The sequence below is a fragment of the Pseudomonas siliginis genome, from assembly GCF_024072275.1.
In the GTDB taxonomy this organism is placed as follows: domain Bacteria; phylum Pseudomonadota; class Gammaproteobacteria; order Pseudomonadales; family Pseudomonadaceae; genus Aquipseudomonas; species Aquipseudomonas siliginis.
This window is the reverse complement of sequence record NZ_CP099598.1, coordinates 1,345,341-1,358,687: the sequence shown is the minus strand read 5'-3', so window position 1 is coordinate 1,358,687 and position 13,347 is coordinate 1,345,341. Positions and strand designations below refer to the sequence as shown.

At 60.6% G+C, this 13,347-nt stretch carries 10 protein-coding genes and 1 tRNA gene; 10 read left to right on the top strand and 1 reads right to left on the bottom strand.

From position 1 onward, the window contains the following. Positions 1 to 20 precede the first annotated feature (20 nt). The 4 genes from NF676_RS06465 to NF676_RS06450 all read left to right on the top strand — a co-directional run bounded on the left by NF676_RS06465 (position 21) and on the right by NF676_RS06450 (position 5,344). Positions 21 to 97: transfer RNA gene (locus NF676_RS06465), tRNA-Met, on the top strand. Positions 98 to 376: 279 nt separating this feature from the next. Then, positions 377 to 3,016, top strand: coding sequence for a bifunctional lysylphosphatidylglycerol flippase/synthetase MprF (mprF, locus tag NF676_RS06460; protein ID WP_252887408.1), 2,640 nt, complete (start codon positions 377 to 379; stop codon positions 3,014 to 3,016). Then, positions 3,016 to 4,311: a virulence factor family protein gene (locus NF676_RS06455; protein WP_252887407.1), complete on the top strand. Its 1,296-nt coding sequence runs from the start codon at positions 3,016 to 3,018 to the stop codon at positions 4,309 to 4,311. The genes mprF and NF676_RS06455 overlap by 1 nt, the downstream gene beginning before the upstream one ends. 718 nt (positions 4,312 to 5,029) lie before the next feature. After that, positions 5,030 to 5,344: a DUF3077 domain-containing protein gene (locus NF676_RS06450; protein WP_252887406.1), complete on the top strand. Its 315-nt coding sequence runs from the start codon at positions 5,030 to 5,032 to the stop codon at positions 5,342 to 5,344. 198 nt (positions 5,345 to 5,542) lie between these two features. On the opposite strand, the gene NF676_RS06445 is transcribed toward NF676_RS06450, so the two are convergent. Next, positions 5,543 to 7,384 (bottom strand): potassium transporter Kup, encoded by a 1,842-nt coding sequence (locus NF676_RS06445; protein WP_370695135.1) that lies wholly within the window; start codon positions 7,382 to 7,384, stop codon positions 5,543 to 5,545. A gap of 349 nt (positions 7,385 to 7,733) precedes the next feature. Here NF676_RS06445 and rimO point away from each other — a divergent pair, with 349 nt between their 5' ends. From rimO to tsaA, 6 genes are all read left to right on the top strand, one after another. Next, on the top strand, positions 7,734 to 9,071 hold the full coding sequence (rimO, locus tag NF676_RS06440; RefSeq protein ID WP_024011887.1) for a 30S ribosomal protein S12 methylthiotransferase RimO: 1,338 nt from the start codon (positions 7,734 to 7,736) through the stop codon (positions 9,069 to 9,071). Positions 9,072 to 9,506: 435 nt separating this feature from the next. Next, positions 9,507 to 9,980, top strand: a complete 474-nt coding sequence (locus NF676_RS06435) for a GNAT family N-acetyltransferase (protein ID WP_150636366.1) — start codon at positions 9,507 to 9,509, stop codon at positions 9,978 to 9,980. Between the two features lie 189 nt (positions 9,981 to 10,169). After that, positions 10,170 to 10,880 carry an rRNA pseudouridine synthase gene (locus NF676_RS06430; RefSeq protein ID WP_056783317.1) on the top strand — a complete coding sequence of 237 codons (711 nt, stop codon included), beginning with the start codon at positions 10,170 to 10,172 and terminating at the stop codon, positions 10,878 to 10,880. Between the two features lie 70 nt (positions 10,881 to 10,950). After that, positions 10,951 to 11,421 carry a YehS family protein gene (locus tag NF676_RS06425; RefSeq protein WP_056783315.1) on the top strand — a complete coding sequence of 157 codons (471 nt, stop codon included), beginning with the start codon at positions 10,951 to 10,953 and terminating at the stop codon, positions 11,419 to 11,421. A gap of 129 nt (positions 11,422 to 11,550) precedes the next feature. Further along, on the top strand, positions 11,551 to 12,321 hold the full coding sequence (locus NF676_RS06420) for an SDR family oxidoreductase (protein ID WP_252887405.1): 771 nt from the start codon (positions 11,551 to 11,553) through the stop codon (positions 12,319 to 12,321). Positions 12,322 to 12,503: 182 nt separating this feature from the next. After that, positions 12,504 to 13,202 carry a tRNA (N6-threonylcarbamoyladenosine(37)-N6)-methyltransferase TrmO gene (gene tsaA, locus NF676_RS06415; protein WP_095180522.1) on the top strand — a complete coding sequence of 233 codons (699 nt, stop codon included), beginning with the start codon at positions 12,504 to 12,506 and terminating at the stop codon, positions 13,200 to 13,202. Positions 13,203 to 13,347: the final 145 nt, after the last annotated feature.

Genomic DNA, 13,347 nt, shown 5'->3' with positions numbered 1-13,347 from the left:
GTAGAATGCCGCCACACAGACGCGGGATGGAGCAGTCTGGTAGCTCGTCGGGCTCATAACCCGAAGGTCGTCGGTTCAAATCCGGCTCCCGCAACCAAACATCAAAAAAGGCTACTCGAAAGAGTGGCCTTTTTTGTATCTGTCGAAAAAGTCCTTTCGCAACAATGATCTGTCACTGTGCAGTGAACCGCTGGGGATCATCAGAACCACTGACTTGCGACTATGCTTGAGTCACAGACAGGGTTTCTGCAATCCAGGAACTGCCCTCGCCGATGCCCGACGAGAGGCGTAGTATTTTGTGATTATTTTTTTCTACAGGGATTGGTAACTTGGCTGGATACCTCCATCCTGTCGCGCACAATCCAAGAGGTGATTGATGCGCGCCAACTCGTCTGATCCACAAGACACCGTTACAGCAGAACAACCGATCAAACCCGAGCGTTTGCGCTGGCTGGATCGATTAAGCAAATACCGTCAGCCGATCGGTCTGGCCGTCACGTTGCTGCTGTTTGCCATTGCCCTGATTGCCTGCCGCCATCTGCTCGCCGAGCTCGATCTCGACGCGCTGCATGACTCGATTCTGGACGTGCCCAAACCTGCCCTGCTCGGCGCCATCGGTGCGACCGTGGTCGGGTTCATCATTCTGCTCGGCTATGAATGGTCGGCCAGCCGCTACGCTGGTGTGAAACTGCCGCCGCGCACCCTCGCGCTCGGCGGTTTCACCGCATTTGCGATTGGCAATGCGATCGGCCTGTCGCTGCTGTCCGGCGGCTCGGTTCGTTATCGTTTATATGCGCGATTGGGCGTCGGTGCGTCGGAAGTCGCGCACATGACCTTGTTCGCCAGTCTCTCGCTGGGCTGCGCCCTGCCGCCACTGGCAGCGCTGGCCACCCTGAGCAACCTGCCCGCCGCCTCGCAAGCGCTGGGGCTGTCCGAAGTCTTGCTGGGCTCGGTCGCCGCTGCCGTATTGATCCTCGGTGCAGTGCTGGCGATCGGCATCTATCGTCGTCGCCTGCCGGAACAACCCTACCCCGACAATCTGCTGGTCCGTGTCGGGCGGCGCACCCTGCGTCTGCCGGGTCGGCGCCTGACCTTTCTGCAACTGGTGATCACCGCCCTCGATGTCGCGGCTGCCGCCACCGTTCTCTACTTGTTGCTGCCGGAAGCGCCGCCGTTTGCGCCGTTCCTGCTTGTGTATCTGCTGGCGCTGGCCGCCGGTGTACTCAGTCATGTACCGGGCGGTGTTGGCGTGTTCGAGGCGATTCTGCTCGCCGCGTTTGCCGACAAGCTCGGCGCCGCGCCGCTGGCAGCCGCACTGCTGCTGTATCGCCTGATCTACGTGGTGCTGCCGCTGCTGGTCGCTTGCGTATTGCTGCTGATCAACGAAGGCCAGCGCCTGTTTCAATCCCAGACCATGCGCGCGGCGTCCGGTCTGGCCGCGCCGGTTCTGGCGGTGTTGGTGTTCCTGTCTGGCGTGGTGCTGCTGTTTTCCGGCGCGACCCCGGAAATCGACACGCGCCTGGAGCACATCGGTTTTCTGATCCCGCATCGCCTGGTCGACGCCTCGCACTTCGGCGCCAGCCTGATCGGCGTCCTTTGTCTGTTGCTCGCCCAAGGTCTGCGTCGACGCCTGTCGGCGGCGTGGATGCTGACCACCATTCTGCTGCTGGTTGGCGCCCTGCTCTCGCTGCTCAAAGGCTTCGACTGGGAAGAAGCCACGCTGATGACGTTGACGGCAGCGCTGCTCGGCGTGTTCCGCCGCTCTTTCTACCGTCCGAGCCGTTTGACCGAACTGCCGTTTTCGCCGCTGTATCTGGTCGCCAGCCTGTGCGTACTGGGCGCTTCGGCCTGGTTGCTGCTGTTCGCCTATCAGGACGTACCCTACAGCCATCAGCTGTGGTGGCAGTTCACCCTCGACGCTGACGCGCCGCGTGGCCTGCGCTCGCTGCTCGGTGCGGCGGTGTTGCTGGTGATCATCTCGCTGACCTGGCTGCTGCGCACGGCGCGCCCGGTGATTCATTTGCCGACGCCGGACGAACTGGATCGCGCGGCAAAGATTCTCATGGCCTCGTCGCAACCCGACGGCGGCCTCGCGCTGACCGGTGACAAGGCGTTGCTGTTTCACCCCAACGATGAGGCGTTCCTGATGTACGCCCGTCGTGGCCGCAGTCTGGTGGCGCTGTACGACCCGATCGGGCCGAGCCAGCAACGTGCGGAAATGATCTGGCAGTTCCGCGACCTCTGCGACATCCATCACACCCGCCCCGTGTTCTATCAGGTGCGCGCGGAGAATCTGCCGTACTACATGGACATCGGCCTGACAGCGATCAAGCTCGGCGAAGAAGCCAGGGTCGATCTGCAACGCTTCGACCTGGAAGCCAAGGGCAAGGAGATGAAGGATCTGCGCTACACCTGGAACCGTGGCACTCGCGATGGTCTGTCGCTGGAAATCCATGAGCCGGGCCAGGCGCCGATGGACGAGCTGAAAGTGATTTCCGATGCCTGGCTGACCGGCAAGAACGTGCGCGAGAAAGGCTTCTCCCTCGGCCGTTTCAGCGACGATTACCTGAAGCATTTCCGCATTGCGGTGATTCGCTTCGAAGGCCGCCCGGTGGCGTTCGCCAATCTGCTCGAGACCTACAGCCACGATCTGGCCAGTCTCGACCTGATGCGCGCGCACCCGGAAGCGCCGAAGCTGACCATGGAATTCATGATGGTCGGCCTGATTCAACACTATAAGAGTCACGGATACGCGCGCTTCAGCCTGGGCATGGTGCCGTTGTCGGGGCTGCAACCCCGGCGCGGCGCACCACTGACCCAGCGCCTGGGCTCGATGGTCTTCCGCCGTGGTGAGCAGCTGTACAACTTCCAAGGCTTGCGCCGTTTCAAAGACAAGTTCCAGCCTGACTGGGAACCCCGTTATATGGCCGTGCCCGCCGGACTCGATCCGCTCGTGGCACTGGCCGACACTGCTGCCCTGATCGCGGGCGGCTTGACCGGATTGGTGAAACGCTGATGATTCAACGCTCCCTGAAGTACATCCTGGCCGCCCTGCTGGTGCTGGCCGTGATTGCCGGCGGCGGTTACTGGTACCTCAAACGTCCGGCACCGGAACCGACCGTCGAACAACTGAAACCTGCCGATGGCACCGCCATGACCCGCGTGATCCCCGGCAACAAGCCGAAGGCTCAGGTGCTGGTGGCCGTCACCGACGACCAGAAGCTCTCCGAGAAACAACTGACCACCCTCAGCCGCAGCGCTTCGGCGCAGATCGTTCAGGTGATTCTGCCCAAGGACTGCCTGCTGCAAAGCCGCGCCCTGCAATCAGGCCTGCGCGAACTGAATGGCCCGGCTACCCTGGTCAGCGGCATCGGCCCAGGCGCTGTGCTGGCATGGCGCTGGCTGGCGGAACAGAAAGACGACAAGGCCCAGGCCATCTCCGTCGATCTGGCCCTGGAAAAACCCGGCTGCACTCACCTGCTGCCGAAATCCGCCGCCCACGGCCACTGGCTGGTGGCGTGGAATGACAACCCGGACGACGCCAGCGCAGGTTTCGTACGCGATCAGCCGAACGCAGAAACCAGCATCAGCGACTACGACATCAACCTGTCGCAAGTGCTGAACAACGAACTGCGCAAAATCCTCGTCGGTGGCGACAAGGCCAACGGCGGCCTGGCGATCCCGGTAGTTGAAGTGCCGGCCGGTCAGGCCAACGACACCGTCACCCTGTTCCTCTCCGGCGACGGCGGCTGGCGCGACCTCGACCGCGACGTGGCGGGCGAAATGGCCAAGATCGGCTACCCGGTGGTCGGCATCGACACCCTGCGCTACTACTGGCAGCACAAGAGCCCGGAGCAAAGCGCACTCGACCTCACCGAACTGATGCAGCACTACCGGCAGAAATGGGGCACCAAGCGCTTCATCCTCACCGGCTATTCGTTCGGCGCTGACGTCCTGCCGGCGATCTACAACCGCCTGCCAGAGAACGAACAGCAACGCGTCGACGCGATCATCCTGCTCGCCTTCGCCCGCACCGGCAGCTTCGAAATCGAAGTCGAAGGCTGGCTGGGCAACGCCGGCAAAGAAGCCGCGACCGGCCCGGAAATGGCCAAGCTGCCAGCGGCCAAGGTTGTGTGCATCTATGGCGAAGAAGAGACGGATGAAAGTGGCTGCACCGACAAGACTGCTGTCGGCGAAGCGGTGAAACTGCCCGGCGGGCATCACTTCGATGAGAACTATCCAGCGCTGGCCAAGCGTTTGGTGGACTTGATTCAGAAGCGCCAGAGCAAGGACTCGGTCGCCGAAGAGTGATCTGAAGCGCATCCACAAAAAGCCCCCGCAACTTCACGGTTGCGGGGGCTTTTTACATCCCAACAGCCACCAAAATCCCTGTGGGAGCGAGCCTGCTCGCGAAAGCGGTGGGTCAGTTTACAGATTCGGCGACTGACACTACGCCTTCGCGAGCAGGCTCGCTCCCACAGGGGAATTGCGCTGGATTCAGCGGTTTTGTGGCAAGGCTCGTAAATTTCTTGACTCTTCAGGAAACTAAAATTACCAAATGTCCACATTCCATAAAACGTGGACACCTGCTTAATTGGCATTATCGAATCGTCAACTCCACACTCATTCATCTACCGAACAAATACCCACAAAATCGCCAGCAACGTTTAGTTTCGTTTACTTCCGGTCTCGCAATATCAGATGACGCCCACAGACCTTGTAGGCAAACTCCGAAACTCTTGTTGGGGCGCTTTGCCGCTCTATTGCGCTGTTTTTTGACGGGATACTCTCCGGACGTCGCTGACCCATTCAGCGATCGGGCTTGGTAACCCGGTGGAATAAGGCGCAACAGCGCACCCGACACGACTCAGGCGAAATCCCGTCCGAGCCCCTGTGTTATGGCAGCTGTGTGTGGGACGCTTTCGAGCGTGCCGGTTTCCTTGGTTCCCCGGTTTACCAACCTGCGCACAGCTGCCACCCATTCGCTTGGTATCGGATGCGGCAGCTCTCGAAATCAAGGGAACTGACAATGAGCAATCCATCTGATCTTAAAACCATCGGCTTCACCCCTTTCCTCTACAACTCGGATCAAGCGTTCTTCAATGTCCGCTCCGGCGTCCCGATCATCAATGCCTTGTCCCAATCCTCCGACCTGCTGTCCCTCGCCAAATCCTTCGCAGAAGACGCTGCTTTCAATAGAGACACCGACCGCCATGCCTGGGCTGCGCATTACCTGACGGTGATGGGCAAAGCCTTGGTTGATGACGTGATCCAAGCGCTGATCCCACGACCCGCGCGGACGAAGACTGAATCTGAAGCTGATCTGTCTGAACGCACCTCTTGATTCAACCCAATACCCTGTGGGAGCGAGCCTGCTCGCGAATGCGGTGGTTCAGCCACCACATGCTTCGACTGACACTACGCCTTCGCGAGCAGGCTCGCTCCCACAGGGAATCAGCGGTGGTTTGAGGGATTGGGCACAGGCACAAAAAAGCCCCCGCCAACCACAAGGCTGACGGGGGCTTTTCAGTTGAGGTCAGGCTTACATCTCCACCTGCGTCCCCAACTCAATCACCCGGTTCAACGGCAAATTAAAGAACCGCAAATTGCCATTGGCATTCTTCAACATGAACGCAAACAACGCCTCACGCCAACGCGCCATGCCTTCCAGCTTCGAAGCAATCACCGTCTCGCGGCTGAGGAAGTAGGTGGTACGCATCGGACTGAAGTCCAGATCATCCAGATGACACAGCTTCAGCGCTTGCGGCACGTCTGGCTCGTCGGTGAAACCGAAGTGCAGGATCACCCGGAAGAAGCCTTCGCCGTGCGCTTCAACCTCGAAACGCCGTGATGGCGGTACGCGCGGGATGTCTTCGTAGACCACGGTCAGCAACACCACTTGCTCATGCAACACCTGGTTATGCAGCAGGTTGTGCAACAGGGCATGCGGCACGGCGTCGGAGCGTGCGGTGAGGAACACCGCGGTGCCTTGCACCCGATGCGGCGGTTGCACGCGGATGCTGCTGATGAAGATCGGCAGCGGCAGCGCGCCTTCGTCGAGGCGTTCGACAAGCAGCTGTTTGCCGCGCTTCCAGGTGGTCATCAGCACGAACAGCGCGATACCGGCGATCACCGGGAAAGCGCCGCCCTGGACGATCTTCGGTACGTTGGCAGCGAAATACAGACCATCCACCAACAGGAAGCCGATCAACACCGGCACCGCAAGGATCGGTGGCCATTTCCACAGCAGCAGCATGACCGCCGACACCAGAATGGTGGTCATCAGCATAGTGCCGGTCACTGCGACGCCGTAGGCCGAGGCCAGTGCACCGGAGGATTCGAAGCCCAGCACCAACAGCACCACGCCGACCATCAGCGCCCAGTTCACCGCGCCGATGTAGATCTGGCCTTGTTCGTCGCTGGAGGTGTGCTGGATGTACATGCGCGGGATGTAACCGAGCTGGATCGCCTGACGGGTCAGGGAGAACGCACCGGAAATCACGGCTTGCGAAGCGATCACCGTGGCCAGGGTCGACAGGCCGACCAGCGGAATCAGCGCCCAGCTCGGCGCCAGCAGATAGAACGGGTTGCGCGCGGCTTCCGGGTTTTCCAGCAGCAACGCGCCCTGGCCAAAGTAATTCAGCACCAGCGCCGGCAGCACCAGCAGAAACCAGGCGCGGGCGATCGGCTTGCGACCGAAGTGGCCCATGTCGGCGTACAGCGCTTCCGCGCCGGTCAGCGCCAGCACTACCGCGCCGAGGATCGCTACGCCCATGCCTGGGTGCACGACGAAAAAATTCACCGCCCACATCGGGTTAAGCGCATGCAGCACTTCCGGCGTGTGGCTGATGCCGTACACACCGAGCGCGCCGAGGACGAGGAACCAGGTAACCATGATCGGCCCGAACAGAATACCGATCCGCGCGGTACCGTGGCGCTGAATCAGAAACAAGGCGACCAGCACCACCAGCGACAGCGGCACCACCCAGTGATCAATGCCGTCAAACGCCAGGCCAAGGCCTTCGATCGCCGACAGCACCGAAATGGCCGGGGTGATCATGCTGTCGCCATAGAACAGCGCCGCGCCGATCAGCCCGCACACCACCAACAGCGTGCGCAGGCGCTTGCGCCCCGCCGCTGCGCGCCGTGCCAGTGCGGTCAGCGCCATGATGCCGCCCTCGCCCTGGTTGTCGGCGCGCAGGACGAACATCATGTACTTGATCGAGACCACCCAGATCAGCGACCAGAAGATCAACGACAGAATGCCCAGCACGCCGTCGTGATTGACCGGCACGCCGTAACCGCCGGAAAACACTTCCTTGAGGGTGTACAACGGGCTCGTACCGATGTCGCCATAAACCACCCCGACCGCCGCGACCAGCATGCTCAGCGGTCTGCTTGCCGAACCCTCGGCGCCCGCCGCATGACTACTTGCCTGACCCATCCAACACTCCTGATCTCGATACCGGCTTCTTTGAAGGAAGCACTATGCTTTGAGTTGCAGCATGCGCTGTTTTACCTGTTGTTACAGACCAATGATTGACTGCAAGAAATCGGTAAAGCTCAACGGCGCGAAGCATAGCGCAGCACTCGTCGTATTTCCCCGTATAAAGCTGGTCAAGTGCGTTGCCCGCCGCTAGAATTGCGCACTTTTTGATCAGAGGCGCGCCCTAAGCGCCCATCCGTCGGCTTGCGCATCAAGCAAGCGACGTCACAAAACACCGAGGTTAGACATGTCCACCACTCCTGCGCCGGCCAATCCAAAGGTTGGCTTTGTATCTCTGGGTTGCCCGAAAGCACTGGTCGACTCCGAGCGCATCCTGACCCAGCTGCGCATGGAAGGCTATGACGTGGTGTCCACCTATCAGGACGCCGACGTCGTGGTGGTCAACACCTGCGGTTTCATCGATTCGGCCAAGGCTGAGTCGCTGGAAGTGATCGGCGAAGCGATCAAGGAAAACGGCAAGGTCATCGTCACCGGTTGCATGGGCGTGGAAGAAGGCAACATCCGCGATGTACACCCGAGCGTGCTGGCCGTGACCGGTCCGCAGCAGTACGAGCAAGTGGTCAACGCCGTGCACGAAGTGGTGCCGCCGCGTCAGGATCACAACCCGCTGATCGACCTGGTGCCGCCGCAAGGCATCAAACTGACCCCGCGCCACTACGCGTACCTGAAGATTTCCGAAGGCTGCAACCACAGCTGCTCGTTCTGCATCATCCCGTCGATGCGCGGCAAACTGGTCAGCCGTCCGGTCGGTGATGTGCTCGACGAGGCGCAGCGCCTGGTCAAATCCGGCGTCAAAGAGCTGCTGGTGATCTCGCAAGACACCAGCGCCTACGGCGTCGACGTGAAATACCGCACCGGCTTCTGGAACGGCGCGCCGGTGAAAACCCGCATGACCGAGCTTTGCGAAGCGCTGAGCACGCTGGGCGTCTGGGTCCGCCTGCACTACGTTTACCCGTACCCGCACGTCGACGAGCTGATCCCGCTGATGGCCGCCGGCAAGATCCTGCCGTACCTGGATATCCCGTTCCAGCACGCCAGCCCGAAAGTCCTGAAGTCGATGAAACGCCCGGCGTTCGAAGACAAGACCCTGGCGCGCATCAAGAACTGGCGCGAAATCTGCCCGGACCTGATCATCCGTTCGACCTTCATCGTCGGCTTCCCCGGCGAAACCGAAGAAGACTTCCAGTACCTGCTCAACTGGCTGACCGAAGCCCAACTCGACCGCGTCGGCTGCTTCCAGTACTCGCCGGTGGATGGCGCACCGGCCAACGATCTGGATCTGGAAGTGGTCCCGGACGACGTCAAGCAGGATCGTTGGGAGCGCTTCATGGCGCACCAGCAGGCGATCAGCTCGGCACGTCTGCAGATGCGCATTGGTCGTGAGATTGAAGTGCTGGTGGATGAGGTGGACGAGCAAGGCGCGGTCGGCCGTTGCTTCTTCGACGCCCCGGAAATCGATGGCAACGTGTTTATTGATAACGGCAGCAACCTGAAGCCGGGCGACAAGGTCTGGTGCAAGGTGACTGACGCTGACGAATATGATCTGTGGGCTGAGCAGATCTGATCTGAAGATCAAAAGCCCCTCACCCCAGCCCTCTCCCAGAGGGAGAGGGAGCTGACCGTGTTGTTCTTTCTAGGTACATCGACCTGAGCTATCCGGTCGAACTCAGGTTTGAAAAGCACGAAGTTCAGCTCCCTTCCCCCTCGCCCTCTCTGGGGGAGAAGGGACTGATCGAGGTGCTCTTCAGAATGACGGCGACTTGAAATATCGAGTCGAACTCAGGCTTTGAACAGCACGAAGATCAGCTCCCTTCCCCCTCGCCCCCTCTGGGGGAGAGGGTTGGGGTGAGGGGGAGAGATCTTGCTGGCGACAGAAATAGCCAGCCAGACACCGCAACAAATCCAAAAAGCCCCGCTCTTTTCCGAGATACGGGGCTTTTTTGCGGCTATCGTTTAGCGGGGGACGGACTACCTTGAACCGCACAAGAGGCACACGCACATGCGTCAGCATTCGGTCATCCACACACCGAAAATCAGCGATTACGAAGAACTGACCCGGGTCTGGGAGGCCTCGGTCCGTGCAACTCATCGGTTCCTGCCGGACAGCTATATCGAGCTGCTGCGCAATCTGGTGCTCACCCGCTATCTCGACGCGGTAATGCTGATCTGCACCAAGGACCGCCAGCAGCGCATCACCGGGTTTGCCGGTGTCGCGGCGGGCAAGATTGAAATGCTGTTCATCGATCCTGATCATCGTGGTCAAGGCTTGGGCAAGCAGTTGCTGCGCTATGCGATCGAACGGCTCAACGCCGATGAACTCGACGTCAACGAACAAAATCCGCAAGCCTTGGGTTTTTACGAGAAACAGGGCTTCGAGGTGATCGGCCGCTCCGACGTCGATGGCATGGGCCAGCCGTATCCGCTGCTGCATATGCGCTTGCGGCAGTCCCAACAGCGCGCGAACCATGCCTGACACAACCTGGAACCCTGTGGGAGCTGGCTTGCCAGCGATGCAGACGCCGCGGTGTACGAGAAATACCGAGTTGATACCATCGCAGGCAAGCCAGCTCCCACAGGGAATACCAACACCCTGCAAATGGAACCGGGCTTAACCGCTTCCACACAGGTACAATGCCCACCCCTTTTTTGTTACGGCCCCGTCATGACTGACCCGATCCGCCTCTCCAAACGCCTCATCGAACTGGTCGGTTGCTCCCGCCGGGAGGCCGAGCTGTTCATCGAGGGCGGCTGGGTCACTGTGGACGGCGAAGTCATCGATGAGCCGCAATTCAAGGTCGGCGAGCAAAAGGTCGAGCTCGACAAGGACGCCAAGGCCACTGCGCCCGAGCCGGTGACCATCCTGCTCAACGCGCCCGCCGGCATGGATGTCGACAGCGCCATGCAATCGCTCAGCGCCGAAACCCTCAGCGAAGAGCATCGCTACGGCAAGCGTCCGTTGCGCGGGCATTTCCTGCGCCTGACCGCCAGCGCCGACCTGCAGCCCAAGGCCAGCGGCCTGCTGGTGTTCACCCAGGACTGGAAAATCCTGCGCAAACTCACCGCCGACGCGGCGAAGATCGAGCAGGAATACATCGTCGAAGTCGAAGGTGAGATGGCTGCCCACGGCCTCAACCGCCTGCAACATGGCCTGACGCACAAGGGCAAGGAGCTGCCGCCGGTCAAGGCCAGCTGGCAGAACGAAAACCGCCTGCGCTTCGCCATGAAAAACCCGCAGCCGGGAATCATCGCGCAGTTCTGCGAAGCGGTCGGCCTGAAGGTCATCGGCATCCGCCGTATCCGCATCGGCGGCGTGTCGATCGGCAAGGTCCCGGTTGGCCAATGGCGCTACCTGTCCGGCAAAGAGAAGTTCTAGAACTTCCACTGCCGCCACACATTCCGGCAGCGCCCGCGAGCGCTGCCCACAACGCATCAGGAATACCGACATGGTTCATAACGACGTACTGCGCAGCGTGCGCTACATGCTCGACATCAGCGACAAGAAAGTTGTCGAGATCATCAAACTGGGCGGCATGGACGTCACGCTCGCCGATGTCATCACCTGGCTCGACAAGAAAGAAGAAGACGAAGAAGGCTTCGTACGCTGCCCGGACGAAGTCATCGCGCACTTCCTCGACGGCCTGGTGATCTTCAAACGCGGCAAGGACGAAAGCCGTCCGCCGCAGCCGATCGAAGTGCCGGTGACCAACAACATCATCCTGAAAAAACTGCGTGTGGCCTTCGAACTGAAAGAAGACGACATGCACGCGATCCTCAAGGCCGCCGAGTTTCCGGTATCCAAGCCTGAACTGAGCGCGCTGTTCCGCAAGGTCGGCCACACCAACTATCGGCCGTGTGGCGATCAGTTGCTGCGTAACTTCCTCAAGGGTCTGACCCTGCGCGTTCGCCCGGCCTGATGCCCTTCTGCGGTGGCGACTGATGGTCGCCACCGCAGCGCATGACCGTTCATTCCCTTCGAAAATAGTGGCTCCGTTTTTTGCGGCTGGCGACTAGGGTGTATTGACCCCTAGCCCTCAGGATTCGCCATGCACCCGTACTTTTCCCTGCAAGGCCGCACCGCTCTGGTGACCGGCGGCACCCGTGGTATCGGCAAAATGATCGCCAAGGCCTTTGTCGAGGCTGGCGCCCGAGTGTTCGTCTGCTCCCGCGACGCCGAAGCCTGTCATCAAACGGCGCAAGAACTCAGTGCCTTCGGCACTTGCCACGGCGTGGCGGCGAATCTGGCCACTGAAGAAGGCGTGCAGGAACTGGCCGCGCGCCTGGATGAGCAGATCACTCATCTGGACATTCTGGTGAACAATGCCGGCACCACGTGGGGCGCGCCGCTGGAGAGTTATCCGGTCAAGGGCTGGGAAAAGGTCATGCAGCTCAACGTGACGTCGGTGTTCAGTTGCATCCAGCAGTTTCTGCCGTTGCTGCGCAAGGCTGGTTCGGCGGCGAATCCGGCGCGGATCATCAATATCGGTTCGGTGGCGGGGATTTCTTCGTTTGGCGAGCAGGCATATGCCTATGGGCCGAGCAAGGCCGCCCTGCATCAGTTATCGCGCATTCTGGCGCGAGAACTGGTGAGCCAGCACATCAACGTCAACGTGATTGCGCCGGGACGATTTCCGAGCAAGATGACCCAGCATATTGGTAATGATGAGCAGGCATTGGCTGAGGATACTGCGCTGATTCCGATGAAGCGCTGGGGGCGTGAGGAAGAGATGGCGGCGCTGGCGATCAGCCTGGCGAGTACGGCGGGGGCTTATATGACCGGGAATATCATTCCTCTTGATGGTGGGTTCAGCCTCTGACATCGGCGGTGTGACTATCGCTGGCAAGCCAGCTCCCACAGGGTTCTTGGGTGTTTGAACAATCCGGGTTCACTCAAAAACCTGTGGGAGCTGGCTTGCCAGCGATGGCGTCCGCCCTGTCACCACCAGACTTGAAGCGAGCCGGGTTATCATGCCCGCCCTACCCGCTTCGATCCCAGACCATGACTTACAGCGTCTCCCCCATCGGCTTCGTGCGCTCCTGCTTCAAGGAGAAGTTCGCCATCCCCCGCCAGCCACAACTGGCCCCGGCCGCCCGTGGCGTGCTGGAACTGGTCGCGCCGTTCGACCAGGGTGACGCCGTGCAGGGGCTGGAGCAGGTCAGCCATGTGTGGCTGTTGTTTCTGTTCCACCAAGCCCTGGAAGACAAACCGCGACTGAAAGTGCGCCCGCCACGCCTGGGCGGCAACAAGTCGATGGGCGTGTTCGCCACCCGCGCCACGCACCGGCCGAACGGCATTGGCCAGTCGGTGGTGAAGCTGGACAGGGTCGAAGGTAATCGGCTGTTTATCTCCGGGATCGATCTGCTCGACGGCACGCCGGTGCTGGATATCAAACCGTATGTGCCGTATGCCGACATCATCCCTGGGGCAACCAATGACATCGCCAGCGCGGCGCCGCAGTTGATCGACGTCCAGTGGGTGGAGTCAGCCTTGAAACAAGCGCACACCCACGCTCAGCGGCTTGAAGAGCCATTGGTTGAGTTGATCGAGCAGTGCCTGGCGCAGGATCCGCGTCCGGCGTATCAGACACCGGCGCCGGAACGTGAATATGGTGCGCAGTTCTGGGATCTGGACGTGCGCTGGCATTACCCGACGCCCGAACAGATCCGCGTGCTGGAAGTCATCCCGGCCACAGCCTGAAAACACGCCCAGTGTAGGAGCTGCCGAAGGCTGCGATCTTTTGATCTTGATTTTAAAAAGCAAGATCAAAAGATCGCAGCCTTCGGCAGCTCCTTGGATCGTGGCAGGCATGAAGGAAATGCTTCGGGCATAAAAAAGCCCCCAT